This window comes from Streptomyces sp. enrichment culture, from assembly GCF_964272855.1.
GTDB lineage: Bacteria > Actinomycetota > Actinomycetes > Streptomycetales > Streptomycetaceae > Streptomyces.
In genome coordinates, this window is sequence record NZ_OZ186847.1 from 3196883 (window position 1) to 3221517 (window position 24635).

Genomic DNA, 24635 nt, shown 5'->3' on the forward strand with positions numbered 1-24635 from the left:
AGTGGCGCCATGTCCATCGGTCACACCCTTCTCGGCCTGCTGGAGTCCGGCCCCCGCCACGGCTACGACCTCAAGCGGGCCTTCGACGCGAAATTCGGTCAGGACCGGCCGCTGCACTACGGCCAGGTCTACTCGACGATGTCCCGCCTGCTGAAGAACGGGCTTGTCGAAGTCGACGGCATCGAGCCCGGCGGCGGCCCGGAGCGCAAGCGGTACGCGATCACCGACGCCGGGATCACCGACGTCGAACAGTGGCTCGCCACACCGGAGAAGCCCGAGCCGTACCTCCAGTCGACGCTCTACACCAAGGTCGTCCTCGCGCTGCTCACCCACCGGAACGCGGCGGACATCCTCGACACCCAGCGCGCCGAACACCTGCGCATGATGCGGATCCTCACCGACCGCAAGCGCAAGGGCGACCTCGCCGACCAGCTGATCTGCGACCACGCGCTGTTCCATCTCGAGGCCGACCTGCGCTGGCTGGAGCTGACCGCCGCCCGCCTCCACAAGCTGGCCGAGGCGGTGGTCGCCCAGTGAACGCCCCCGCCGGTGCCCTGCTCGTGGCCGAGGGGCTGCGCAAGACGTACGGGCCGACCACGGCGCTCGACGGCGCCGACTTCTCCATCCACCCGGGCGAGGTCGTCGCCGTCATGGGCCCCTCCGGGTCCGGCAAGTCGACGCTGCTGCACTGCCTCGCCGGGATCGTGACGCCCGACGAGGGGTCGATCCGGTACGCCGGGCGCGAGATGGCCGGGATGAGCGACGCCGAGCGCAGTGCGCTGCGGCGCAGCGAGTTCGGGTTCGTGTTCCAGTTCGGGCAGCTGGTGCCGGAGCTGAGCTGCGTCGAGAACGTGGCGCTGCCACTGCGGCTGGGCGGCACGCCCCGCAAGGCCGCCGAGCGCACGGCACGCGAGTGGATGGCCCGCCTCGAGGTCGACGGCATCGCGGGCAAGCGCCCCGGCGAGGTCTCCGGCGGGCAGGGACAACGTGTCGCCGTCGCCCGGGCGTTGGTGACCGGACCCCGGATGCTGTTCGCCGACGAGCCGACCGGCGCGCTCGACTCCCTCAACGGGGAGCGGGTGATGGAGCTCCTGACGGACGCGGCCCGGTCGACCAACGCGGCGGTCGTACTGGTCACGCACGAGGCGCGGGTCGCCGCCTACTCCGACCGCGAGATCGTCGTACGGGACGGCCGCTCGCGGGACATGGAGCGGATCGTATGAACCTGCGGCACTGGTCCAGAGACCTGGGCCTGGGGTTCCGGTTCGCGTTCGCCGGCGGGCGGGAGGGATGGATCCGCACCCTGCTGACCGCCGTCGGCGTCGGGCTGGGCGTGGCGCTGCTGCTGCTCACCACCGCGATCCCGAACGCGCTGGCGGCGCGGGACGAGCGGGGCACCGCCCGCTCCGACCTCCTGATCAACCAGACGGAGCCGAAGAAGAGCGACGCGACCCTCCTGATCGCCGGCACCGACACCACCTTCCGCGACCAGGACGTGCGCGGGCGGGTGCTGGAACCCGAGGGGCCGCGCGCTCCCCTGCCGCCGGGCGTGGCCGAGTTCCCCGGCGTGGACGAGATGGTGGTGTCCCCCGCACTCGAGCGGCTGCTGGAGTCCGACGAGGGCAAGCTCCTGCGGGAGCGGCTGCCGCAGCGGATCGTCGGCACCATCGGGGAGAGCGGGCTGATCGGCTCGGCCGAACTCGCCTACTACCGGGGCGGCGAAGGACTCGCGGCACGCCTCGACGACGGGGTGTCGCGCCTCGAACGGTTCGGTGATCCGCTGCCGGCGACGGAGCGGATGGACCCGGTGCTGCTCCTGCTGCTCCTGGTCGTCGTGGTGGTGCTGCTGATGCCGGTCGGCGTCTTCGTCGCCACCGCCGTACGGTTCGGCGGCGAACGCCGCGACCGGCGGCTGGCGGCGCTGCGGCTGGTCGGCTCCGACAGCCGGATGACCCGGCGGGTCGCCGCGGGCGAGGCGATGGCCGGGGCCGCGCTGGGCCTAGTCTTCGGCACCGGGTTCTTCCTGCTCGGCCGGCAATGGGCGGGGACGGTGGAGGTGTTCGGGTTCAGCGCGTTCCCGAGCTACCTGGACCCCTCGCCGCTGCTGGCGGTGCTGGTCGCCGTGGCGGTCCTGGCCGCGGCCGTGCTGGTCACCCAGTTCGCGCTGCGCGGTGTGGTGATCGAGCCCCTCGGCGTGGTGCGCACCACCCGGCCCGCGCGGCGCCGCCTGTGGTGGCGGCTGCTGCTGCCGCTGGCCGGGCTGGGCATGCTCTACCCGATGGTCGGCAACGGCCGCGAGGAGGGCGACTTCAACCAGTACCTGGTCACCGGCGGTGTGCTGTTCCTGCTGGTCGGTATCACCGCGCTGCTGCCGTGGATCGTCGAGGCGGTCGTCGCCCGGCTCGGCGCGGGTGCCGTCTCCTGGCAGCTCGCCGTGCGCCGGCTCCAGCTGAGCAGCGGCACCGCGGCCCGCATGGTCAACGGCATCGCGGTGGCGGTGGCCGGGGCGATCGCGCTGCAGATGCTGTTCGCAGGCGTCGAGGACGACTACACCAAGAGCACCGGCAAGGACCTCACCCGCGCCCAGATGCAGGTCGACGTGCCGGACGGTACGCCGTTCGGCACGGTCAAGGCCCGCTACGAGTCGACCGAGGGCGTGCGGCGGGTCTTCGGCTTCTCCGAGGGCTACGTCGGCGACCGGGCCACGGGAGCCGAGCGGTACACCCCCGTCACCGTCGGCGACTGCGCGTCCCTGCGCGAGCTGGCGGAGCTGCCCTCCTGCCGCGACGGCGACTCCTTCGTCGTACGGGGCGGCGAGTACGACACGGACACACCCGTGATGGTGAAGCGGGGACGATCGCTCTGGTTCGACGCCGACCGGGAGGGGAAGAAGCCGGTCGCCTGGCCCGTGCCCGCGGACATCAAGGAGGCGCGCTCGGTCCCGGACCCCACGGGTGTGCGGCGCGGCGGCGTCCTGATGACCCCGGCTGCGCTGCCGGAGGAGGCCGCCGCCGGCGTGTCCGGCCGGCTCTACCTGGGGCTGGACGAGTCGGTGCCGGACGCGCGCGAGCACGTACGGAACACGGCGGCGCTGGTCGACCCGCTCAGCCAGCCGTCGACGTGGTTCGCCAGCGAGCAGAACAACCGCTTCGCCACCATCCGCACCGGACTGCTCGTCGGCGCCGCCTGTGTGCTGGCGCTGATCGGGGCGAGCCTGCTCGTCTCCCAGCTGGAGCAGCTGCGCGAACGCCGCAAGCTGCTGTCGTCGCTGGTCGCCTTCGGCACCCGGCGCCGCACGCTGACCCTGTCGGTGCTGTGGCAGACGGCGGTCCCGGTCGCCCTCGGCCTCGCCCTGGCCTGCGTGGTGGGGCTGACGCTGGGCGCGGTGCTGCTGCGGATGACGGACACCTCGGTACGCGTGGACTGGTCGAGTGTCCTGGCGATGACCGGCATCGGCGCGGGCGTCGTCCTCGCCGTCACCCTGCTCAGCCTGCCCCCGCTGCTGCGCCTGATGCGCCCGGACGGCCTGCGCACCGAGTGACCGCGGGTCAGGCCCCCGCCTCCAGCACCCGCACCGGCAGTGGCCGCAGTGCCTCGCGCAGCGCGGCCGCCAGCTCGGTGTACTCGGCACCGCGCGCCGCCCCCGCCCGCATCGCCAGGGCGATCCGCCGGGTGGGGGCGGGGTCGGCGAAGCAGCCGGTGAGCAGCTGATTGCTGCGGCTGGTCTCGACCTTGAGGGCGGTGCGCGGCAGCAGCGTGCAGCCGAGGCCGCCAGCGACCAGCTGGACGAGGGTGGACAGACCGGCGGCGGTGGTGGTCACCGGCGCGTCCTCGCGGCCCGCCTCCCGGCAGATGTCGAGGGCCTGGTCGCGCAGGCAGTGCCCTTCGTCGAGGAGCAGCAGGTTCAGCTCCTTCAGCGCCTCGCGCGGGATGCCCTCCCGGCCGCCGAGCCAGTGGTCGAGCGGGGTGACGAGCACGAAGTCCTCGTCGAACAGCGGGAGTTCGACGACGCCGGGCACCCCGAGCGGCACGGCGAGCAGCAGCAGGTCGAGGCGGCCAGTGGTGAGCCCGTCGAGCAGGTTCGCGGTCTGCTCCTCGTGGACCTGGAGGTCGAGGTCGGGGTAGCGCTCGTGGACCAGCCGCAGCACGGTCGGCAGCAGGTACGGCGCGACGGTGGGGATCACCCCGAGCCGCAGCGCCCCGGTGAACGGCGCCCGCACCGCCTCGGCTTCCTCCATCAGCGCGCCCACCTCGTCCAGCACGGCCTTCGCGCGCACCGCGAGCCGCTCGCCGGCGGGCGAGAGCAGCACCTTGCGGGTCGTACGCTCGAGAAGGGTCACCCCCAGCACCTCCTCCAGCGCGGAGACGGCGCCGGAGAGGGCGGGCTGGCTCATGCCGATGGCCGCGGCGGCGTCCCGGAAATGCAGATGCTCGGCGACGGCGGCGAACGCCCGGAGCTGGGCGAGGCTGGGCTGGCGGCGTTTGCCGGGATGGCCCACGTTACTGACAGTCACTAATAGCTACCTCCGATCAACACGACCGAGTGTAGCTATTTCACTAATCAATGCGTGCTGTGCCACGATCGGTCACGTCCAACCCATGGGAAACACCTGTCAAAAGCGGGTGTTTCTTCGCTGCGCTGCAAGGAGAGCTAGTGCTCACTGTCGGTGACAAGTTCCCCGAGTTCGAACTGACCGCCTGTGTCTCGCTGGAGAAGGGCAAGGAGTTCGCGACGATCGACCACAAGACCTACGAGGGCAAGTGGAAGGTCATCTTCGCCTGGCCCAAGGACTTCACCTTCGTGTGCCCGACCGAGATCGCCGCCTTCGGCAAGCTGAACGACGAGTTCGCCGACCGTGACGCCCAGGTCCTCGGCTTCTCCGGCGACTCCGAGTTCGTCCACCACGCCTGGCGCAAGGACCACGACGACCTGCGCGACCTGCCGTTCCCGATGATGGCCGACTCCAAGCACGAGCTGATGCGCGACCTCGGCATCGAGGGCGAGGACGGCTTCGCCAAGCGTGCGGTCTTCATCGTCGACCAGAACAACGAGATCCAGTTCTCCATGGTGACCGCCGGCTCCGTCGGCCGTAACCCCAAGGAGGTCCTGCGGGTCCTGGACGCCCTGCAGACCGACGAGCTGTGCCCCTGCAACTGGAGCAAGGGCGACGAGACGCTGGACCCGGTCAAGCTGCTGGCGGGTGAGTGACCCCATGTCGCTCGACTCCCTCAAGTCCCGCATACCGGACTATGCCAAGGACCTGAAGCTCAACCTGGGCTCGGTCATCGGCAACTCCGACCTCCCCGCCCAGCAGCTCTGGGGCACCGTGCTGGCGACCGCCATCGCCTCGCGCTCCCCGATCGTGCTGCGTGAGCTGGAGCCGGAGGCGAAGGCGAACCTCACGCCGGAGGCGTACACCGCGGCCAAGTCCGCGGCGGCCGTCATGGCGATGAACAACGTCTTCTACCGCACCCGCCACCTGCTGTCCGACCACGAGTACGGCACCCTGCGCGCCGGCCTGCGGATGAACGTCATCGGCAACCCCGGCGTCGACAAGGTCGACTTCGAGCTGTGGTCCTTCGCCGTGTCCGCCATCAACGGCTGCGGCATGTGCCTGGACTCGCATGAGCAGGTGCTGCGCAAGGCGGGCATCGACCGCGAGGTCGTCCAGGAGGCGTTCAAGATCGCTTCCGTGATCCAGGCGGTCGGCGTCACCCTCGACGCCGAGGCGGTCCTCGCCGAGTGATCCGCCGGTAACGCCCGAAGGCCCCGTCCACCTTCCCCTGGTGGACGGGGCCTTCGTCGTTCACAGGCGCTTGTCGGGCGGCCCTCAGGCGTTCGCCTGCGGCGGCGGGGCCGGGGACGCGTCCGTCGACGTGGCGCCGTGCGGCGCCGGGGAGTGGCGCAGCGCGGCCTCGTGCGAGTAGGCCCGCAGATAGCCGACGACCGTGTTCGACACGGCGACGAGCGGTACGGCCACCACCGCGCCGCCGATCCCGGCCACCATGCCGCCCGCCGCGACGGACAGCACCACGGCGAGCGGATGCACCCGCACGGCCCGGCCCAGGATGAACGGCTGGAGGATGTGCCCCTCGATCTGCTGCACCGCCAGCACCACCACCAGCGTCATCACCGCGGTGAACACCCCCTGCGTCACCAGCGCGACGACCACCGCCAGCGCCCCGGAGATCACGGCGCCGACCAGCGGGATGAACGCGAACAGGAAGATGAACACCGCCAGCGGCACGGCCATCGGCACATCGAGGAAGTAGATGCCCAGGCCGATGAAGATGGCGTCGATCAGGGCGACTATCACCGTGCCGCGCACATACGCGGTCAGCGTCCGCCAGGCCCGCGGCCCCGCGCCCGCCACGCCCGGCCGGGCGGCGGCCGGGACCAGCTTCAGCGTCCACTCCCAGATGCGCCGGCCGTCGTAGAGCAGGAACAGCGTCGAGAAGACCGCGAGCAGGATGCCGGTCAGCGTCTCCACGACGACCGTCACGCCCTCCAGGCCCGCGGAGGTGATCTGGTCGGTGTTCGCGCCGATCGCCTCGCGCAGGTTCTCGGCGATGTCGTTGATCTGCTTGTCCGTGACGTGGAACGGGCTGTCCAGCAGCCAGCGGCGCAGCTCGTCGATGCCGTCCTGGACCTGGTCGGAGAGATTGTCGATGTTCTCCATGACCTGCCAGGTCACGAACCAGCCGACCAGGCCCATCACCACGAACCCGAGGAGCGCGGTCAGCGCGGTGGCCAGCCCGCGCGGCACCCCCCGGCGCATCAGCCGGGCCACGGTCGGCTGGAGCAGCGCGGTGATCAGCAGCGCGGCGACGAACGCCAGCACCACCAGCTGTACGGCGCTGATGACCCGCATCAGCACCCACACCGTGCCGGCCAGCACCAGCAGCCGCCAGCCGGCCTCGGCGGCGACCCGGACACCCCACGGCACGGCCTGCGCCGGGTCGGGGCGGGCGGCCACGGCCGGGGCGTACCCGGGAGGCGGCGGCACCTGGACGGGCGGCGCGGGCGGTTCGAGCGACCGGCCCTCGTCCTCCGGGGGCTCCTTCTCCGCCTCGGCGCGGCGTTCCTCCCACTGCCTGCCCACGCGGTTCAGCCCGGCTCCCAACCGGCCGAGCCACCCTGGCACTCGCGACATGTTCCGTCCCTCTCCCCCGTCGCCCACCACTCCTCCCTGGAGTCGTTCCGTCCGACCGTACATGGCGAAAGCCCCTCACCGTAGACGGTGAGGGGCTTCGCGAGGACCAGCGGGTGGTACGCCTCGTACCTGTGTCGGGTACGGCCTAGTACCAGTGGTTGGCCTGCCAGAACGACCAGGCGCCGCAAGGGCTGCCGTAGCGCTCGTTCATGTAGTTCAGGCCCCACTTGATCTGGGTGGCCGGGTTGGTCTGCCAGTCGGCGCCGGCGGAGGCCATCTTGGTCCCGGGCAGCGCCTGGAAGAGACCGTAGGCACCGGAGGAGGGGTTCACGGCCCGGTAGTTCCAGTCGGACTCGTGGTCCACGATGTTACTGAAGCACTGGAACTGGTCGCCCGGCACCATCTGCGCGGCCATCGACTGGATCTGCGCGATGGTGTACGAGCTCTGGACGGCGAAGGTCGAGGCGTCGGCGCGGGCGGCGGCGCGGCTGGCCTTCTGCTCGGCCTCCTCGCGCTCCTTGGCCTCCTCGGCTTCCTTGGCCTCCTGAGCGGCCTTCTCGGCCTGCTCCTTCTTCGCGATCGCGGTCTCGGCGGCCTGCTTGCGGGCCGCTTCCTCGGCGTCCTTCTTCGCGGTCGCGTCCGCCGCGATGGCCTGCACGTTGGCCTGCTGCGTCAGGGACGCGGTCTGCACCTGGGCCTGCTGGCCCGCGGGTATGTCCGCGAGGAGCGTCAGGTCGGCTGCCGCCGCCTCGGCGTCGTTGTTCTGCGCGGTGCTGCCCGAGGCAACGCCGACGACGCTTCCGACAGCGGTGACCGCGGTGGCCGAGGCCACTGCGAATCCCCGGACCGAAATCCGGCTCACACGGTTTCCTTCCAGCATCGCCCGCTTCGGTGACCCTGGCGGACGCAATCGTGCCCCTGAACACTGGCCTCCCCAACTACGGGGTCACGGGAGGCGCGGGCCCGGTGGGCAACTCCCTCGCGGGGAGCGCCGCATGGTGCTCGGGCGGCATACGACGGTGCTATGGAGTTAGCGGTGGTTCTGAAGTTGTGCCGTACCGCTGGGGGTACAGGTGTGTCGTATGCGGGGCCTGACAGGAGTGAGACTCTGCCGCACGGCGACGTCGCAAGGCAATTCCGAGTTGCGTGTGAAAGCTCACATCCCGTTTGAGCCCGGGGATTTCGTCGTTTCCGCACACGCGAAGGCGCCGCCCGGCTAGGCTCTTCGCCTTTCCGGACGGCGCCAACTACCGCGTAACGCCTATGAAGTTGCGCAGATCAGTCAGACCGGTCAGAGCAGCCACACCGGTCAGACCAGTCAGACCGTTCAGATCTGCCCGTCCTCCAGCATTTCGGTCACAAGCGCGGCGATCTGGGACCTCTCGGACCGGGTCAGGGTGACATGCGCGAACAGCGGATGCCCCTTCAGCTTCTCCACGACGGCGACGACACCGTCGTAGCGCCCGACCCTGAGGTTGTCCCGCTGGGCCACGTCATGCGTGAGCACCACCCGGGAATTGGCCCCGATCCGGGACAGAACGGTCAGCAGGACGTTCCGTTCCAGCGACTGCGCCTCGTCCACGATCACGAACGCGTCGTGCAGCGAACGCCCGCGGATGTGGGTGAGCGGCAGCACCTCAAGCATGCCGCGCGCGGTGACCTCCTCGATGACCTCGCGGCTGGTGACCGCCGACAGGGTGTCGAAGACGGCCTGCGCCCAGGGGCTCATCTTCTCCGCCTCGGTGCCGGGCAGATAGCCGAGCTCCTGCCCGCCCACCGCGTACAGCGGCCGGAAGACCATCACCTTCTGGTGCTGACGCCGCTCCAGCACCGCCTCCAGACCCGCGCACAGCGCCAGCGCCGACTTGCCCGTGCCGGCCCGGCCGCCCATGGAGACGATGCCGACGTCCGGGTCGAGGAGCAGATCGAGCGCGATCCGCTGCTCGGCGCTGCGGCCCTTGATGCCGAACGCCTCCCGGTCGCCGCGCACCAGCCGGACATCGCCCTCCGCGGTGACCCGGCCGAGGGCCCGGCCGCGCTCGGAGTGGATGGTCAGACCGGTGTGGACGGGCAGGCCGGCCGCCTCGGGGACGTGGACGTGCCCTTCCTCGAAGAGGATGTCCACCTGCTCGGCGGGCAGGGTCAGTTCGGACATGCCGGTCCAGCCGGAGGAGTCCGTGATGGCGAGCTCCGCGCGGTACTCCTCGGCCAGGAGCCCGACGGAGGAGGCCTTGATCCGCAGCGGCAGGTCCTTCGACACGACGGTGACGTCGAACCCCTCGGCCTGCAGGTTGCGGGCGACCGCGAGGATGCGGGAGTCGTTGTCCCCCAGGCGGTAGCCGGTGGGCAGCACGCTGGGGTCCGAGTGGTTGAGCTCGACACGGAGGGTCCCGCCCAGGTCACCGGTCGGGATGGGGGCGTCCAGACGGCCGTACCGCACCCGGTAGTCGTCGAGCAGGCGCAGGGCCTGCCGGGCGAAGTACCCGAGTTCGGGATGGTGCCGCTTGGCCTCCAGCTCCGTGACCACGACGACGGGGAGCACGACCTCGTGCTCGTCGAAGCGGCTCAGAGCGTTCGGGTCGGCCAGCAGGACGCTGGTGTCGAGAACATAGGTGCGCCGGTCTGGCTTTCGGCGCTGTGCGCTGGTCACCACGGAAGGACGTACCCCCTCGGATGAGGTCGGGGAGCGACGGGGTGGAAGCTGGGCCGGGAGGGCGGGAAGGAACCAGGCCGGTCGTCGGCCTCGATGCACGGGCCGGAAACCGGCCCTCCACTGCTTCTCCCGTGCCAGTGACCGCACGGTCGGGCTCGTGCAAAGGGCCTCCCGGGCGGACGGCTCCGTGCCGTCCGCTGAGATCCGACACCCGTGGTTCGGGTGTCGACCTGTCTGGTCTATGCCCTCGAACAAGCGCTGCCATGCCACGGCATATGACGGCGCGCCGGTGAACTCCACGTGACATGCGCCGTCTTGCACCGTTTCACCCCAGTGAGACGGGGTACCCGTACGCCCTCTTGGGGGACGTCGTGTGTCAGCCGCCGTAACGGCGGTGGCGTGCCGCGTAGTCACGCAGGGCACGCAGGAAGTCGACCTTGCGGAAGGCCGGCCAGAAGACCTCACAGAAGTAGTACTCCGAGTGGGCCGTCTGCCACAGCATGAATCCGGACAGCCGCTGTTCGCCGCTGGTGCGGATCACCAGGTCCGGGTCCGGCTGGGCGCCGGTGTAGAGGTGCCGGCCGATCATGTCGACGTCGACGGCCTCGGCCAGGTCCTCGATCGAGGTGCCCTTGTCGGCCGCGTCGTGCAGCATCGAGCGGACCGCGTCGGCGATCTCCTGCCGGCCGCCGTAGCCGATGGCGACGTTGACCAGTATCCCGTCGATGTGGGCGGTGGCCTCCTCGGCCTCCTTCAGGGTGGTCTGCATGCCGGACGGCAGCAGGTCCGGGGTGCCCACGTGGTGCACCCGCCAGCGGCCGTCGGCGGCCAGGGTGCGCACGACGTCCTCGATGATGCCGAGGAGCGGGCCCAGCTCCTCCTGCGGCCGGTCGAAGTTGTCCGTCGACAGCAGCCAGAGGGTGACGACCTCGACGTCCGTCTCGCTGCACCAGCCGAGGAACTCCTCGATCTTCTCGGCGCCGGCCCGGTGGCCGTGCACGGTGCTGGAGCCCGCCGCCTTCGCCCAGCGACGGTTGCCGTCCATGATCACGCCGATGTGCTTGGGCACCTGAGCGTGGTCCAGGTGACCTTCCACCCGGCGTGCGTAGAGCCTGACCAGCAGGCCGCGCAGCTTGTCGCGCAGGTTCACGTGATTGTCAGCCCCTCCGTACTGGTCGGACAGAGAACGGTGTCGCCGGCAGCGGCTCGTCACCGCCGAGAGCGAGCCCGGTCCACCCCTGTCCGTATGGCGGTCCCCCGGGGCGAAGCCTACCCCCGCGGCGGCAATGCCTCGTTCCGGGCCGGGGACCGGGCGCGGGGATCCGGGCCTCCACCGGCAAAGAAAACGGGCCGGTCCGTGGGGGGGAGACGGACCGGCCCGAGGGGGGGTTTCCACCATAACCCTTCGTGAGGGATGTCGCGCACATCAGCGCGCCACAACTACTCTCCGAAGTTGTCCGGCGACGCGGCGCTGGCACCGGAAAATCCCGTTCACAGGCGGCTCATGGCCGGTTCACAGCACTCGGCGCGCCCTGCCGGGCGTCCCCCGCGCGGGCTACAACGGCACACCGGCGCGAGCTTGACGCGAACGGCGAGGCAGGCGACAACGCCGGGCGGGGAGCCGCACCGGGTGGGAGCACAGAGGCCAGACACGGCACCGCGCAGCCCCCTCCACCACGCGGTGCCGTCCCGCGCGGCTTTGCGCACGCGAATTACCTTGGTCTGAACTTACGTGAGGCGTGTGAGTGAAACGAGCCACTTCCGATAACAATGTGAGAACACTGTGAATAAAAGTGCTGGTGGGGCTGGTGGGGCTGGTGGGGCTGTGGGTCTGGTGGGTCTGGTGTGACAGGGGTTCGCAGGACACCCTGGCAACGCATGCCTGCGCCTGGTGGCTTTAGGCGGGCTTGCGGGCGACGAACCGATGCCGGGCGCTGTGGGCGACGAAGGCCCCCTCGGCCTGGATCCGCTCATGCAGCTCACGGAGCTGCGGCTCGTACGCCTCGACGGTGAAGCCGGGCACCATCCACACCACCTTCCGCAGGAAGTGAACGACCGCGGCGACGTCGTGGAACTCCATCCGCAGCCGCTCCGCCCGCAGCTCCACCACCTCCAGCCCCGCCGCCTCCGCGTCGGTCCGCTCCCCCTCCGGGTCCCGGCCCCGGCGCACCTCCTCCGGCTGCGGCCCGAGGAAGAACTCGACGAGCTCGAAGACGCTGCTCGGCCCGACGTGCTGGGCGAAGTACACGCCGCCGGGCTCCAGCACCCGGGCGATCTCGTCCCAGTGCGGCCGTACGGGGTGCCGGCTGACGACCAGATCGAAAGCGCCGTCCGCGAAAGGCAGCGGCGCGTCCTCGTGCGCGGCGACCACCGGCACGCCGCGCGGGCGCAGCAGCGCGGTGGCCTTGGCGACGTTGGGCGGCCAGCCCTCGGTGGCGACGGCGAGGGCCGGAGCGGATCCGGCCCGGCCCAGCGCGAAGTCCAGGACCTCCCCTCCCCCGGTCTGGACGTCCAGTACGGCCCTCGCGGCGGCGAGCCGCCCGGCCAGCGACTCGGCGTACCGCCAGGAGGGCCGCGCCTCGGTGGCCCGGCCCTCGAACCAGGAGAAGTCCCAGCCCTCGGTGGGCACGGCGGCGCCCTCGGCGACGAGTTCTTCGAAGGTGCGGGGGTGCGTCTGGTGCATCTCTCGATGGTGACAGGGGGTTCGGTGTGCGGGCGGTTCGGGATTCCGTACGGGGTCGATTCCGTACGGGGTCGATTCCGTACGGGGTCGATTCCGTACGGGGTCGATTCCGTACGGGGTCGATTCCGTACGGGGTCGATTCCGTACGGGGTCGATTCCGTACGGGGGTGATTCCGTACGTAGGCCAATCCCTGGGCTCAGGAGACCAGGGGCCGCACCTGCTGTGCCGCGAACCGCACGAACCCCTCGGGGTCGGGTTCGTCGGCCGTCGGCTGGAGTACGACGGTGCCGGCACCGGCGTCCGCGAGCCGCCGCACCGCATCGGCGACCTCGGCGGCGTCCCCCGCGACCCCGAGACCGGGAACGTCGGCCAGCCCCTCGGCGACGAGCTCGGCGCGCAGCCGGTCGGAGGCGTCGGCGCCGGTGGCGGTGAGCAGATAGACGACGACGTGATGCGGCTCGCTCCGCCCGGCCGACGCCTGCCCCTCCCCGATGAGCTGCCGCGCCCGTCGTACGCCGTCCGGAGGAGTCGCCGCGGTGAGGATGGTGCCGTCGGCCGCCTCCCCCGACAGCCGCAGCGAGCGCGGTCCCGTGACGCCGGCGAGCACGTCGACCGGGGCGTGCGGGGGCCAGTCGAGGGCGACGTCGTCCAGCTTCACGTACCGGCCCTCGGTGCTGACGCGCTCCCCGCGCAGCAGGGCCCGCAGCGCGGCCAGATACTCCCGCAGCAAAGTCACCGGCGACTCGGCGCGCGCCCCGACCTGCCCCATCCAGTCCTGGACGCCGTGCCCGACGCCGACGAGGGCGCGGCCCGGGAACATCCGGTGCAGCGAGGCGGCCTCCATGGCGGTGACCGCCACGTTGCGCAACGGCACGGGCAGCAACCCCACGCCCACTTTGATCCGCTCGGTCCAGGCGAGCGCGGCGGCGGCCGTGGAGATCCCGCCCTCCAGGAAGCAGTCCTCCCACAGCCACAGCTCGTCGAGACCGGTGTCGTCGGCGAGACGCGCGAGGGCCCGCAGTCGCTCGGGCGGGAGTTGCGGACGGAAGACAACGCCGAGTCCAGTCATGGGACCACCTAACGGCGCACGGGACCACGGGACAACCGATTTACGCGGAAGCCCTGGGGGTCGTCCCCCGTACCTCGTACCGGAGCAGGACCACCCCGTTGCCGAACGTACGGCTCTCCAGGAGCCGCAGATCGGTCAGCGAGGAGGACTCGGGGAACATGGGCGTGCCGCCCCCGACGAGCACGGGGTTGACGTAAATACGGAACTCGTCGACCAACCCGTGCCGGAGGAACGCCTCCGCGGCCTGCCCGCCGCTGAGCACCAGGTCACCGCCGGGCTGCTCCTTGAGCGCACGAACCTCCTCCGGCACGACGTCCCGTACGACGGTCGTGTTCCACCCGACGTCCGCGTCCCGCAACGTGCGCGAGTACACGATCTTCGGCATGTCCCGCCAGATTCCCGCGAACTCCGCCATCGTCGCGTCGACCTCAGGACCCTGATCGGCCGTCGGCCAGAACTCGGCCATCATCTCGTACACGACCCGCCCACTGAGGAAGCCCCCCATCCCGCGGAGCGTGTCGTTCATGTGCTGGTGAAGCTCCTCGTCGACACGATGCCAGCTGATGTCGCGGCCGGGACCTTCCATGTATCCGTCGAGGGACGTCGCCACCTGAAGCAGAAGTCTGCGCATGATGACAGTCTGATCCCCCGGAACGTGGCAATACGGGAGGTGACCCGCAATGCGCCGGCGGTGGCGTGACGGACGGGGGACGCTGGTGGTCCACGCTGCGAACGGCGAGACCCACGTCCCCCTCGAAATAGCAACGTCCTACCGCGCCCGCACCAAGGGCCTACTCGGCCGCGATGCCCAAAACGGAGCCCTCCTCCTCACCCCCGCCGCCAGCATCCACACCTTCGGCATGCGCATACCGATCGACGTGGCCTACCTCGACCGCAACTTCCGAGTGATCACCGTGAAGACGATGCAGCCGAGCCGCCTGGGAATGCCGCGCCTGCGGGCTCGGCATGTGGTGGAGGCGGAGGCGGGGAGTATGGCGCAGTGGGGGATGCGGCCGGGGGTGGGGGTGCAAGTGTCGGCGGAGGAGCCACCGGCCGGGTAGCGATCAAAACGTCAACGTCGAGCGCCAACGCCGAAAGACCTCATACAACTTCTCCGTCAGGCACCCGACTCGGCAAGTCGGCCTGCTCCGCACAGCCCGCGGTTTCGGCGACAGCCCTTGACATCGAGTTCAGGACGGTCATGGCGTCTCTTGCATCGTCGCTTCCCCGCAAGGGGATGGTGGCCGCCCACAGCTCGCCCTTTACATACTCCGTGTCCCCAATGAATGCGTCCTTGCTTGGCGCTTTGGTCGGGCAACGGAAGAAGAGTTTTGCACCGTTGACACTTGTCCGCGCGAAGAGCCCGAGCGGGTAACGAATCTTCCGGTCGCTACCCGAATCCTCTTCCCCCGAGAGATAGTACTCGGACGCCGTGAAACGGACTTCAAGCAAGGGCTTACCGCTGTTATCACCGACTCTGTACACACGGCACACGCTCTGCTGCACGTACTCATCGTGAAGGTGCTCGACCGACCTGCTCACGGAGAACTTGTTCGGCCGCCCTTCTCGATTCACTCCCGTGGACTCTTCCACCCCACCCTGGCCGGCCAGACGCTGCAAAGCATCCCCGGCCGCAGCATCAAGCGTCCCATCGCAAATCTTGGTCACAGGTATTCCGGTTTTGCCCTTCTCAGCATCGCTCGTGCCGGTGTCGCCACTGCAACCGCCCGCAAGAACCGCAGCGGCCGCGCACAGGAGAGCCGACCGCAATAGTTTACGCTCCGCCGTCAGACACATCACTATTCACTCCGGGTAGGGAAGTCTTCCTCGGTACTTGTTCTGATGCGACCCGACACCCAGGTAAGCACCTTCGATGTCGTCAATCCAATTTTGATCATCTGCCTTTTTTGCGGCTTTTGGATTCTCCTCGAAGTATGCTTTGTAGATCGATCCCAAGTCCTCCGTGCCCGCACCGTAGAATGTCCTGCTGGTCATTTGCGAGGGCCCGCGGGGATCAGCTGCCGCTCCTTCAGTGGCCTTATCGATTTCATGACCGAGCAGCGTATTAGCCGCATTGACGATCTGATCCGCGGCAACAGGAGCGATTACCAGAGCAGCAGCTGTGGAGCCAGGAAGAGGAACAGCGGCGACTCCGCCAGCCACCACTGCACCTGCCATTAGCTTCTTCCAGTCGGATGAGCGGGCAAGTTCCTTGTTCGCCTTCTCTGATTCCGCACCGTAAGTCGCGGTTGCCTGCTCCACACGGGAGTGGTCAAGGATTCCGCGAGCTTCCGCGCCGACCGACATGGCATCCCGAGCGCGATTGATGTTCTCCTCACTGGTGGCCGGGTTGGCATCCAATAGGCTTAGCGTGTATATGTGCTGCGCTGCGGTGACAATTTTGTGCGACTCCTCGCTCTGACCGAGGACGCTCAGGAAGTCAATGGCACCTTGGTTTGCAATGTTCACCCGCCCCTCGTAACGAGCAGGAAAGTCTTCGCCATCCTTTGCAATGTCACCGATGCCGGAAATCTCGTAGTTGAGATCATCGATGTACGCGCCACCAATCTTCCCCAAGCTGTCGGCGAGTTCAGGCTGGTTGTGCAACAGCTCGGGGCCTTTCTCGCCTCCGTAGAGGTACACAACCTGTTCAAACACGCCCGCAGTGTTCGCTGTGCGCAGGTCACCTGCCACAGTATCCTTCGCGTCAGCGTCAGACGGATACCCAGTCGTCGCCGCCTCTAGCGCGTGACCGAGTGCATCGCGCCCGGCGACGTAGCCTTCTTTGCCGCTCATCGCGGTATCGGATACCCAGACACGTTCACTGGTCAGATACTTGAGATGTTCATTGACCTCGGATGCGGCGTTCACGGTGTCTCTCTCGAGCGTCGGCATAGAAGTATCCGAGAAGTCGGGGCGAGCGAAGAACTTCTCCGAAGCGCCGGGATTATGACCCAACGCCTCAAGGAAGCCCGTCACGGGGTCCCGGCCACGGTCATTCTCGTTGCCCCACAGATTGAGATCACCTGTGTTTGCGTTATTGACCCACGGGCTGATGGCCTGACCGTTGACCTGCTTGTCGTATGCGAGAAGTTCGTCACCGTAGCGGTAGAGGAAGTCATCGTCATAGTCACCGAAGCGCATGAGATTACTCATGACGGCGTAACCGGTGGGGTTACTGGCATCGTCGATGCCAAGCTGGCTCGGACCCAATTTGATCATCCGGTCTTTCCAGCTCGTCATCTGGTCGCTGTCGGAGAGTGTGGCTCGGCCCAGCGTGATTCCGAGGTTCTTCTGAAGTTGCTTGACCTGCTTGTCTCGCGCAGGGTCGTGGTTGTATTGCCCCTGGTACGGATCAGCGATACCAGCCCAGAACGTGAGCGCCTTCTTCGGCCCAACCTGTGTGGCGAACTCCTCCGCGAAGAGCGGATCATTCTTGTACTTGGCCAGAGCACTGTTGAGCGCGGCGAGTTCCGTACTCGTTACATCACGAGGGTCCTTGGCGAGAATCTTGGCCGCCTTGTCGGCATCCGCGATGGCCTTGGCTGCTGAATCCCTACTGTCGTAACTGGCGCCTACGAAACCGTACTTGGCCTGATCGACGATCATACGCAGCGCCTTCGCTGCGGTGGAGTCGCTCTGAGTGGCCTTGGTCAGGATGCGCTGGATCTCGTCACGAGCATCGTCGACCTCCTTCTGGCTGACTGCACTATGCTCGCCGCTCGGGTCTGACGCCCAGTCGGGACGGGTGTTGGCAACGACCGTGAACGAGCCGTTTCCTGTGTCCGCCACGGTCAGATGCTTCTTAGCAGCACGGTCTACGGCGTCGTTGAGTTGGGTCCGGTAGTCAATGAGCTCCTGCCGGGTGTCTTTGAGGATCTTGGCGACGGTGTTCGCCTGGGCGTGCGCATCAGCGAACTCAGCGGCAGTCTTGGTGATGAACTCACGGCTGACAGTGGCGTTGACGCCTGTCCACTTGGCCTTGTCGGCCTTGGCCTTTAAGTTGCCCTCGGCATCCTTCTTCAGATCGGCAAGTTTCTTCGTCATCTGCTCCCAATCGGTGATTGCTTCACCGAGCTGGGAGAAATTGCCGTATCGCAGGGCATCGAGTTCCATCGACGTCAGTGGTCCTTCAGGTCGTCGAAACCCTCGTCGAGTGTGGCGATGCTGCTGACTGCGCCGGCGATGTAGGAGTCGTCAGCAGTGTGCTGGTTCTTGGTGAACCGCAGATGGTTCGAGATGTGGGCACAGGCATCCAGCAGCGTCTTGGTCTGCTCGCTCCAGCGCGCCGACACATGTTCCAGTGCGCCGCCGAGAGCAAATCCCTCACCCTTGAGCCCGCCCGCAGCCTTCTCGGAGGCAACGCGTGCGTGCCCGCTGTAGGTGGTGAAGTCGTTGAACAGGTCGCGGGCGGCTTTCCCGACGGCTTCGAGACCCTGGTTGCTTACTTCGAGGTCTCCTCTAGTGCCGCCGCCTCCCTGGTCGCCAGGGTACTGGTTGAGCTGCATCTGCGTGGAATCCTGTGCCGCCGCTGAGGCTTTGAGTTGATCCCATTCATCCCATGCCATGTGCGGTTCCTCCATGTGGCATCTCATCATTGAACGGACACAAGCCGGGAACTGTTGCGATAGCGCGGCACCGTATCGCCATACATCTGAGCGCGCGGCCTGGGTTACGCCTACATCACCGCATGCGTATGACTCTCCGTCGGTGTACGGGAGGCAGCCCTACGACGCCTGCGGGTTACGGCAGCCGCTGCTACGACAGCTGCGAAGAGGGCGGCCGCACCTACGGTCAGAATGACCCACAGAGAGCTGCTCGAGGATTCCTGCATGGCTGTGGTGCTCGCGCCGGCGTCCTCGTCCTTGGCTGGCGCTGTCGCGGGCTGGGACTCGGGTGCGCTCGCAGAGGGGGCAGCCGAAGCCTCGACTGCCTTGAGATCAGGCAGCGGGTAGACATCCGCCGGACCTGGGTCGCCGGGGTTCTGGAGCGCAATGCGCGGGCGGACGATGCCGTAGCCGATGGAGTCGTTGCGCTTCGCGCCGTCCGTGGGGGCGCCGATGGTGTTCAGCATGACGCGGAGGACCTGGTTGTTGGTCCAGGTCGGGTGCTTGGACCAGATGAGGGCGGCGCTGGCGGAGGCGAGGGCTGTGGCGTCACTTGTGCCGTCGCCTTTGCACAGGCCCGTCTTGCCTCCGCAGGCGTGCACCATGTCTTCGCCGGGAGCCGCCATGTCCACTTGCGGTCCGAACTGCGAAAAGGAAGACCGGCGGAGGTTCCTTCCCACCGACGCCACTCCGATCACACCAGGTGTGGCCGCCGGGTACAGGACTTGATTGCCCTCATCACCGGAGTTCCCTACGCCTGCGAAGACAAGTGAGCCATGGTCGATCGCATATCGCACGGCAGCCGTCAATTCCGGCGAGTTGATCGCCCCGACGAGAGAGATGTTGACCACGCGGGCGCCGTGGTCCGCCGCGTAGCGGATGGCCTTGCTGAGGTCGGAGGAGACCTTGAAGCCGGTGCCGTCGTCGCCCCCGGGCATGCGGATGGGAAGAATCTCAGCACCCGGCGCGAGACCGAACGCACCGTGTCCACCGCCGTACGCCCCGGTGCCAGCGATGAGTCCGGCCATCCCCGTGCCGTGCCCGTCGTAGTCCGTGTGCTCGTCACCGGCCTGGCTTGAAGGTGCAAGGTCCAAACCGTCGATAACACGTCCGCTCAGATCGGGATTGTGCGGATCGACCCCGGAGTCGATCACCGCCACCGTGACGCCCTCGCCTGTGCTCGTACGCCACATCTCCTCCGCGTGCATGGCATCCAGGTGCCACTGCTGGGATCGGGTCGAGTCGGCGTGCGCGGGAGTGGCCGCACCTCCCACCAGCAGAAGGCCGACGACCGCTGAGGTGACAGCCCGGAGCCGACCGTGCCTCGTTCTGTTGGTGAGCATGTACGTCCCTCTCCTGTTCCTCTGTGGGTCAGTCGGCAGGCGACGAGGTGTTGCGACGATCGGTCTGCTGCGCCTGTCCCCGCGGAACACCGTTGGCCGGCCCTGCCGCACGTCGGACGCCGCTGCGGTCGCCACCTTCGCTCGGTGTGCCCCCGGCAATGCCACCTCGCGTCGGAGCGGAGGGTATCGGTGCACCGGGACGGACGAGGGCGCGGCCTGTCTGCTGCGGAGTCCCGCCGACTACGCCGCCATGCGGAGTGGACTGTGGGCGTCCGGTGTTCGTCGTGGCTCCGGGGCGAGCCGCCGCCGTCGCCCCCGCCGCCGGAACAGGGCCCGCCGATCCACGGTTCGCAGGGGACTCTCCGCCCACGACTGTGCCACCAGGCAGGCGGACTGAAGGCTTCCCCGCGGTGGGCGTGGCGGGCAAACGTCGCCCGGCGGTGCCCTGGTCGGCCGGGCGTCCGCCCACGATGCCGGGACTCGCGGGCCGTCCACCCAACACACCGGGACCCATCGGACGTCCGCCTGTGACGGCCGGCCCTGTCGGCCGTCCACCCGTGACGCCGGAGGCAGCGGGCACGTTGCGGCCGGGGCTCAGGCCCTGACCTGGAAGGGCCCTGCCAGCAGCAGTACCCGATGTCGGACCGTGCGGGAAGGGACCAGCGCCCGGGATGTCACGGCCGCGCGGAAGACCCGTGCCTCCCTGCCCCGGCGCGAACGGTGCGCGTCCGCCAGCAATCGGCCTCCCTCCTCCGCCGGAGACGGTGGGCATGCGTCCTCCACCGCGGCCTGAAGTTGGCGGAATCACACCGGTCGTAGTTGGGGGCCAGACGGTTTCGGGACGAGCCGGTGTGCCCGGTCCCACCATCGGCCCCGGTCCTGTGACAGGGTGATGCGTCTCAGGGAGCGTGCCGACCGAGTCGATCTCGACATACGCCGGGTGGTCGATGGTCGCTGGACGGTAGGGCTCGGCCGGAGCACCCATGACAGGCCCCGCGTCGCCAGACCGTCCTGTCGGCGCTGCCTCTCCAATCGCAGCCCTCACAGAGCTACCAGCGCCTGGTGTAATGACGTCCCCGTACTCAGCGTCGGCACCTCTGGTTCCAGGCCGTGCCAAGTCCTGCACATCCTCAACACCGACTTGGCTGGGCGGCGGCGGAAACTTCGGCCGCTCCAGCTTGTCCATCTGCGTCGACGACAGGTCATACGCCTGCGCCAGCTTCCGCATCTCGCGGGCCGCCTCCTGGCGGACGTTTTCCTTGTTGGCCTTCAGTGCCGCGAGTTCGGAGCTGGATTTGGAGGCGATCGCTCCGGCGTCGGGGTCGTTGTGGTGGGCCTTGGCGGCTGCGAGGTTGGTGGTGGCGCTGGGTTCGTCGCGTGGGATGGCCGCCTGGGCGGTGGCGATCGCGCTGGAGGCCTGGGAGAGCCACTTGCCGGAGTCGCTGCTGAAGTCGGCGAGGCGGAGGGCGGAGTTGGCGAGGTCGCCGGCCCAGATGCGGAAGGCGTCCGCGCCCTCGCCCTTCCACTCCACCCACTGCGGGCGGATCTTGAGCTCGTTCGCGATCTCGCGGATCTCCTTGGCCGCTGCGACCAGCTTCTCGGCGGCGGACTGGACCGTCCCGCTGTCGGCCTGGTCCAGCCAGGCGAGCATCTGCTCGTGGCTCATGCTCTCGAACGACGTGCCGCCACCTAACCCGCCGGACCCACTGGATCCCTTGCCTGCCATCAGTCGTCTCCCCGTTCTTGTACCGTGCCCGTCGCCCGCCGGATCAGATCGTGCCGCCCGCGTCGCCGCTCGGCGGCTTCTGCCCACCGGTATCGGCGCCCCCGCCCGCGACGCCTTCGCGCTTCGCGCGCTCGGGGTCGTACGGGCCTCCGTAGTGTTCCGTCGTCTCGGCGGTGATCGCGGCCATGCGGTTGCGGACGTCCAGGTCGATGTTCTCGTAGCCCTTGTGGGATGCCAGGACCGCGATGGACATGGCTTCCATGCAGTCGGAGAGCAGCTTGGAGAACGTCTCCAGGTCGGTGATGACCTTCTCGTAGGACTTGTGCAGGCCTGCCGCCTCGGTCCAGGCCCCTTCGCCGCCGCCGAACTTCTGGCGCCCGACCTGCTCCTGTCCCACCTTCGTGGGTCCGGCCTGCGACTCCTTCAGGTCGCGGATGAGTTCGTCGACCCGCTGCCGGAACTTCGTGAACGACGACAGCTCCGTGGACAGGTCGTGGACCGCGTCCTTCGTCGTGTCGAACACGCTGGACAGCCAGGACGCGCCCGTCGAGCCCGTCGACGCGCTCGTGCTCGTCGAACCGCCACTGTCGCTCGGCAGCACCGGTGCCTCCCCGTTCCCGTTCCCCGTTCCGGCCTCCGGATCAGGCGAGACCGTACTCACCTACTCTAGTGACCGCCTGTGACAGCAGGTCAGGAAGGTGCGTCACAGTGTGAGCATTTGGCCACCCCTTCCACGGCCTCTCAGGCGATCGCCTGCTGGCCCTTTGAGCTGCTCCCACTCGTCCCACGCCAAGCGAGTGTTGCTCATCCCACGAGACCGATCTCCTGCCTTGCCAAGACGCCGACCTACGCACGGGGGCTCCCGCCCTTCCTCCCCCGGACTCGCTTCTGGCGGGATGTGAACGGTGGTTGGGCGTGAAGCGTTCGTGATCACGGCCTACGTCGCGTTCGCTCAGCGCCGGAGCATGACACGCAGGCGCAGAGCCATGGCACGCTGCGCCAACGACGGGACGGAGCGGTGCGACAGGGAGCCTCGCGACCCCCTGTCGCCCGTCTCAGCTGGATCTCTTTCGCTCCCGTGCCAGGCCGTGACAGACGCACCCACAGCGCCGTACCAGGAGCAGGCCGCCGCCGAACGGCAGTGGGACGTCCGTCAGGCGGCGGCAGGCGCTGTGTACGTCCTCGTAGCCGGGGCGGTGCGCAAGGGCACACTCCGGGGAGAGGTGCCGTTCGGCCCTGGTGGTGCGTGCCCGTCCGGTCATGTCTCGCCCCCTGTCGGGTGCAGCACGGGCGGTTCCGGCGGGTAGTGCGCGGCGCACGGCCGGCAGGCGTACACGACGAAGCCCGGGCCCGAGTTCTGGTGGACCACGCCGACCACGACCGGGGCCTGGGTGGTCACGCGGCAGCGGGCGCACATGCGTACCGGTGGGCGGGGTTTCTTGCCTTCCTTGGGCATCAGGCCGCCACCCATTCCATGTCGGTCGCGCGTACGTACGGCCGTACCGAAGCCGCTGTCCGAACATCGAGCGGGGTCGGCAGTCCGTACGGGGAGCGGTGGATGGGAAGTGGTGCGGCGGCCGGGTGGGTGGCTCGCGGCTCGTCCGTCGGCATGGGGACGGCAGCAGCGCTCGTGCCCGACCTGTGCCTGCCGGGGCCGGGCACGTACAAGGCCCGGATCCAGCGCAGCAGCACGTGGATAATGCTCACGTCGTCAACCTCCAGCGGTTGGTGACCACGCCCCCGGACGGCTCCACCCGTCGCGGGGGACTTCTGTCCGCATCGACACTACCGCAACTTGGTACGTCTTAGTACGTCTATGCACGTGCTAAGACGGCCTATGCTGTCCTGGGCTGGCCTTTTACGCTCCCGGGCATGATAGAGATCGACCGGGACAGCATCATTCCGATGTACGTGCAGCTGGCGTCCGCTCTGCGCGAGCGCATCCGGCGAGGTGAGATCCCGGTTGGCCGACGCATCCCCTCTCACCATGAGCTGGAACAGGAGACTGGTGGAACGGTCAGCCGCCGGACCATCAAGTCGGCTATCGAGATGCTGCAAGCCGAGGGCATCGTTCAAGGTGTCCAGGGCAAGGGCGTATTCGTCATCGCGGCACCCACCGACGCCAACGGGGGCGACAAGTCCGACGGCTGACGGCCATCAGCTTTCCCCCCGCGGGAACGACACCTCCACCCGTCGGTTCTTCTTCCGTCCCTCCTCGGAGGCGTTCGATGCGATCGGGTAGTCCTCGCCGTAGCCGCGCACCTCGAAGGTGACGCCTGGGTCGTTCAGTTCCGTGTCCAGGATGTCGTGGACGGCGTTCGCGCGCTGTCTCGACAGGACGTCGCCGTGGGCTGAGGAGCCGAGGTTGTCGGTGAAGCCGAAGACGCGGATGCGCGTCGCGTTCTGGGTCTTGATCTCCTGCGCGATCGCCTCGATGCGGGCCTTCGCCTCCGCGCTGAGCCTGGCGCTGTCCCTCGGGAACAGCACCTCCGCCTGGAGGGCGAACTTCACGTCCGCGTTCGTGTCCTCCCGGCGTTCCTCGCCGCCTTGATCCTCCACGACCTGCTTGATGTCGAGGACCTTCGGTTCGGCCAGCGTGGCGCCCTCAGGGAGCTTCAGGTCCGGGTCGTTGGCGTCCAGTTCGACCGGTGCGGCGGCCGTGGCCTCGGTGCCGGGCGGGACGCTGGGGGTGTCGTCGGCGTGGGCGGTGGTGGCCGTGTAGAGGGTGGTGGTGAGGAGGAGGGTGGCGGTGGCGAGGGTCAGGGGGAGGCGTGGGGTTGCGTTCATCGGTGGCCTCACCCGGAGATCGAGATGGGGGCGCTGGCGAATGTGGGCAGCTGGAAGGTGACTTCTGTGGTGTTGGCCGGTGGTGCGGGGAACTGCATGAAGACAGCGACGCTCTCGCCGGACCTGATCGTCGACAAGCCCGTGGTCGTCAGCGGGCGGCCGTCCGTGTCGCGCAGTACGTAGTAGCGCTTCTTGCCCTGGGAGTCGACGAGTGTGGCTCCGCCCAGCGACCTGCCGTTCCTGATGATCTCCGTCTCGTTGCCGCTCAACGAGGCCGGGATGGCGACGCTTTTGGCTCCGTCGTTCTTCAGGTTCCCATTCACGGTGACGAAGCCGCCGGCGTCGCGTTCGGCGGAGGTGATCTGGAGAAGCAGTCCGTTCGAGCCCTTCACCTCGGCCAACGGCGTCTCAGCCTGCCCTTCCTGAGCGCTCGGCTGGGAGCCGCTCGCCTCGGAGGCGGACGTCGAGCTCTCCGGCTTCTTGTCCTCGCCGTCACCGCCGCTGCATCCGGCCATGCCGAGGGCCAGACCGGCCACCACGGACAACGCGGCCATCCCCCTGCGGGCCTTCGCTGTGAACCGAATGCTCATGCCTCTGCTTCCTTCGTCACTC

At 68.5% G+C, this 24635-nt stretch carries 23 protein-coding genes; 7 read left to right on the forward strand and 16 right to left on the reverse strand.

All coding sequences use genetic code 11. The features are described 5' to 3' along the window. The first annotated feature begins 9 nt into the window (after window positions 1-9). From ACSU6L_RS13445 to ACSU6L_RS13455, 3 genes are read left to right on the forward strand one after another with little or no spacing between them, the layout of a single operon-like run. Window positions 10-537: a PadR family transcriptional regulator gene (locus ACSU6L_RS13445; RefSeq protein ID WP_073940255.1), complete on the forward strand. Its 528-nt coding sequence runs from the start codon at window positions 10-12 to the stop codon at window positions 535-537. Further along, complete coding sequence (locus ACSU6L_RS13450; protein ID WP_437056667.1) at window positions 534-1223, forward strand: ABC transporter ATP-binding protein; 690 nt, start codon at window positions 534-536, stop codon at window positions 1221-1223. Before ACSU6L_RS13445 ends, ACSU6L_RS13450 begins: the two co-directional genes overlap by 4 nt. After that, window positions 1220-3541, forward strand: a complete 2322-nt coding sequence (locus tag ACSU6L_RS13455) for an ABC transporter permease (RefSeq protein ID WP_437056669.1) — start codon at window positions 1220-1222, stop codon at window positions 3539-3541. The genes ACSU6L_RS13450 and ACSU6L_RS13455 overlap by 4 nt, the downstream gene beginning before the upstream one ends. A 7-nt stretch (window positions 3542-3548) precedes the next feature. Here the strand turns inward: ACSU6L_RS13455 and ACSU6L_RS13460 are convergent, their stop codons facing one another. Further along, entirely contained in the window at window positions 3549-4514 is a 966-nt protein-coding gene (locus tag ACSU6L_RS13460) for a LysR substrate-binding domain-containing protein (protein WP_437056671.1), read from the reverse strand. A 140-nt stretch (window positions 4515-4654) separates the two neighbouring features. Here ACSU6L_RS13460 and ACSU6L_RS13465 point away from each other — a divergent pair, with 140 nt between their 5' ends. Together ACSU6L_RS13465 and ACSU6L_RS13470 are read left to right on the forward strand one after the other, a co-directional pair. Next, window positions 4655-5209, forward strand: coding sequence for a peroxiredoxin (locus ACSU6L_RS13465; protein WP_437056673.1), 555 nt, complete (start codon window positions 4655-4657; stop codon window positions 5207-5209). Between the two features lie 4 nt (window positions 5210-5213). Continuing rightward, window positions 5214-5747: an alkyl hydroperoxide reductase gene (locus tag ACSU6L_RS13470; protein WP_437064871.1), complete on the forward strand. Its 534-nt coding sequence runs from the start codon at window positions 5214-5216 to the stop codon at window positions 5745-5747. 84 nt (window positions 5748-5831) lie between these two features. Here ACSU6L_RS13470 and ACSU6L_RS13475 read toward each other — a convergent pair whose 3' ends face one another. From ACSU6L_RS13475 to ACSU6L_RS13505, 7 genes are all read right to left on the reverse strand, one after another. Further along, on the reverse strand, window positions 5832-7154 hold the full coding sequence (locus ACSU6L_RS13475; protein WP_437056675.1) for an AI-2E family transporter: 1323 nt from the start codon (window positions 7152-7154) through the stop codon (window positions 5832-5834). A gap of 145 nt (window positions 7155-7299) precedes the next feature. Next, a complete protein-coding gene (locus tag ACSU6L_RS13480) occupies window positions 7300-8016 on the reverse strand; it encodes a transglycosylase SLT domain-containing protein (RefSeq protein WP_437056677.1) in 717 nt (238 codons plus the stop codon). 465 nt (window positions 8017-8481) lie between these two features. After that, the gene (locus tag ACSU6L_RS13485; protein WP_073940263.1) at window positions 8482-9807 is read right to left on the reverse strand and encodes a PhoH family protein; all 1326 of its coding nucleotides are present in this window, start codon (window positions 9805-9807) and stop codon (window positions 8482-8484) included. 376 nt (window positions 9808-10183) lie between these two features. Further along, window positions 10184-10957, reverse strand: coding sequence for an isoprenyl transferase (locus tag ACSU6L_RS13490; protein WP_437056680.1), 774 nt, complete (start codon window positions 10955-10957; stop codon window positions 10184-10186). A gap of 747 nt (window positions 10958-11704) precedes the next feature. Continuing rightward, on the reverse strand, window positions 11705-12490 hold the full coding sequence (locus ACSU6L_RS13495) for a class I SAM-dependent methyltransferase (RefSeq protein ID WP_437056682.1): 786 nt from the start codon (window positions 12488-12490) through the stop codon (window positions 11705-11707). A gap of 197 nt (window positions 12491-12687) precedes the next feature. Continuing rightward, window positions 12688-13560 carry an LLM class flavin-dependent oxidoreductase gene (locus tag ACSU6L_RS13500; protein WP_437056684.1) on the reverse strand — a complete coding sequence of 291 codons (873 nt, stop codon included), beginning with the start codon at window positions 13558-13560 and terminating at the stop codon, window positions 12688-12690. Between the two features lie 40 nt (window positions 13561-13600). Next, complete coding sequence (locus ACSU6L_RS13505; RefSeq protein ID WP_437056686.1) at window positions 13601-14191, reverse strand: dihydrofolate reductase family protein; 591 nt, start codon at window positions 14189-14191, stop codon at window positions 13601-13603. Window positions 14192-14240: 49 nt separating this feature from the next. Between ACSU6L_RS13505 and ACSU6L_RS13510 the strand changes: the two genes are divergently transcribed. Beyond that, window positions 14241-14621 (forward strand): DUF192 domain-containing protein, encoded by a 381-nt coding sequence (locus tag ACSU6L_RS13510; protein WP_437056688.1) that lies wholly within the window; start codon window positions 14241-14243, stop codon window positions 14619-14621. Between the two features lie 40 nt (window positions 14622-14661). On the opposite strand, the gene ACSU6L_RS13515 is transcribed toward ACSU6L_RS13510, so the two are convergent. From ACSU6L_RS13515 to ACSU6L_RS13540, 6 genes are all read right to left on the reverse strand, one after another. Continuing rightward, window positions 14662-15357, reverse strand: coding sequence for a hypothetical protein (locus tag ACSU6L_RS13515; RefSeq protein ID WP_437056690.1), 696 nt, complete (start codon window positions 15355-15357; stop codon window positions 14662-14664). A gap of 6 nt (window positions 15358-15363) precedes the next feature. Beyond that, window positions 15364-17676: a hypothetical protein gene (locus tag ACSU6L_RS13520; protein WP_437056692.1), complete on the reverse strand. Its 2313-nt coding sequence runs from the start codon at window positions 17674-17676 to the stop codon at window positions 15364-15366. A 5-nt stretch (window positions 17677-17681) separates the two neighbouring features. Next, window positions 17682-18128: a hypothetical protein gene (locus ACSU6L_RS13525; protein ID WP_437064873.1), complete on the reverse strand. Its 447-nt coding sequence runs from the start codon at window positions 18126-18128 to the stop codon at window positions 17682-17684. A gap of 110 nt (window positions 18129-18238) precedes the next feature. Beyond that, a complete protein-coding gene (gene mycP / locus ACSU6L_RS13530; RefSeq protein ID WP_437056694.1) occupies window positions 18239-19510 on the reverse strand; it encodes a type VII secretion-associated serine protease mycosin in 1272 nt (423 codons plus the stop codon). Between the two features lie 1769 nt (window positions 19511-21279). Continuing rightward, window positions 21280-21837 (reverse strand): hypothetical protein, encoded by a 558-nt coding sequence (locus ACSU6L_RS13535; protein ID WP_437056696.1) that lies wholly within the window; start codon window positions 21835-21837, stop codon window positions 21280-21282. A gap of 854 nt (window positions 21838-22691) precedes the next feature. Then, the gene (locus tag ACSU6L_RS13540) at window positions 22692-22943 is read right to left on the reverse strand and encodes a hypothetical protein (RefSeq protein WP_437056698.1); all 252 of its coding nucleotides are present in this window, start codon (window positions 22941-22943) and stop codon (window positions 22692-22694) included. Window positions 22944-23108: 165 nt separating this feature from the next. Between ACSU6L_RS13540 and ACSU6L_RS13545 the strand changes: the two genes are divergently transcribed. After that, on the forward strand, window positions 23109-23387 hold the full coding sequence (locus ACSU6L_RS13545; protein WP_437056700.1) for a GntR family transcriptional regulator: 279 nt from the start codon (window positions 23109-23111) through the stop codon (window positions 23385-23387). 6 nt (window positions 23388-23393) lie between these two features. Here ACSU6L_RS13545 and ACSU6L_RS13550 read toward each other — a convergent pair whose 3' ends face one another. Both ACSU6L_RS13550 and ACSU6L_RS13555 read right to left on the reverse strand, forming a co-directional pair. After that, window positions 23394-24023 carry an OmpA family protein gene (locus ACSU6L_RS13550; RefSeq protein ID WP_437056702.1) on the reverse strand — a complete coding sequence of 210 codons (630 nt, stop codon included), beginning with the start codon at window positions 24021-24023 and terminating at the stop codon, window positions 23394-23396. 8 nt (window positions 24024-24031) lie between these two features. Beyond that, window positions 24032-24613 carry a hypothetical protein gene (locus ACSU6L_RS13555; RefSeq protein WP_437056704.1) on the reverse strand — a complete coding sequence of 194 codons (582 nt, stop codon included), beginning with the start codon at window positions 24611-24613 and terminating at the stop codon, window positions 24032-24034. Window positions 24614-24635 lie beyond the last annotated feature (22 nt).

What these genes read in the sequence shown, in the direction of transcription:
- ACSU6L_RS13445 (WP_073940255.1), top strand. Translation starts at nt 10, where the DNA reads ATGTCCATCGGTCACACCCTTCTCGGCCTGCTGGAGTCCGGCCCCCGC.
- ACSU6L_RS13455 (WP_437056669.1), top strand. Translation starts at nt 1,220, where the DNA reads ATGAACCTGCGGCACTGGTCCAGAGACCTGGGCCTGGGGTTCCGGTTC.
- ACSU6L_RS13470 (WP_437064871.1), top strand. Translation starts at nt 5,214, where the DNA reads ATGTCGCTCGACTCCCTCAAGTCCCGCATACCGGACTATGCCAAGGAC.
- ACSU6L_RS13475 (WP_437056675.1), bottom strand. Translation starts at nt 7,154, where the DNA reads ATGTCGCGAGTGCCAGGGTGGCTCGGCCGGTTGGGAGCCGGGCTGAAC.
- ACSU6L_RS13495 (WP_437056682.1), bottom strand. Translation starts at nt 12,490, where the DNA reads ATGCACCAGACGCACCCCCGCACCTTCGAAGAACTCGTCGCCGAGGGC.
- ACSU6L_RS13500 (WP_437056684.1), bottom strand. Translation starts at nt 13,560, where the DNA reads ATGACTGGACTCGGCGTTGTCTTCCGTCCGCAACTCCCGCCCGAGCGA.
- ACSU6L_RS13505 (WP_437056686.1), bottom strand. Translation starts at nt 14,191, where the DNA reads ATGCGCAGACTTCTGCTTCAGGTGGCGACGTCCCTCGACGGATACATG.
- ACSU6L_RS13510 (WP_437056688.1), top strand. Translation starts at nt 14,241, where the DNA reads ATGCGCCGGCGGTGGCGTGACGGACGGGGGACGCTGGTGGTCCACGCT.
- ACSU6L_RS13515 (WP_437056690.1), bottom strand. Translation starts at nt 15,357, where the DNA reads ATGTGTCTGACGGCGGAGCGTAAACTATTGCGGTCGGCTCTCCTGTGC.
- ACSU6L_RS13520 (WP_437056692.1), bottom strand. Translation starts at nt 17,676, where the DNA reads ATGGAACTCGATGCCCTGCGATACGGCAATTTCTCCCAGCTCGGTGAA.
- ACSU6L_RS13525 (WP_437064873.1), bottom strand. Translation starts at nt 18,128, where the DNA reads ATGGCATGGGATGAATGGGATCAACTCAAAGCCTCAGCGGCGGCACAG.
- mycP (WP_437056694.1), bottom strand. Translation starts at nt 19,510, where the DNA reads ATGCTCACCAACAGAACGAGGCACGGTCGGCTCCGGGCTGTCACCTCA.
- ACSU6L_RS13545 (WP_437056700.1), top strand. Translation starts at nt 23,109, where the DNA reads ATGATAGAGATCGACCGGGACAGCATCATTCCGATGTACGTGCAGCTG.
- ACSU6L_RS13550 (WP_437056702.1), bottom strand. Translation starts at nt 24,023, where the DNA reads ATGAACGCAACCCCACGCCTCCCCCTGACCCTCGCCACCGCCACCCTC.
- ACSU6L_RS13555 (WP_437056704.1), bottom strand. Translation starts at nt 24,613, where the DNA reads ATGAGCATTCGGTTCACAGCGAAGGCCCGCAGGGGGATGGCCGCGTTG.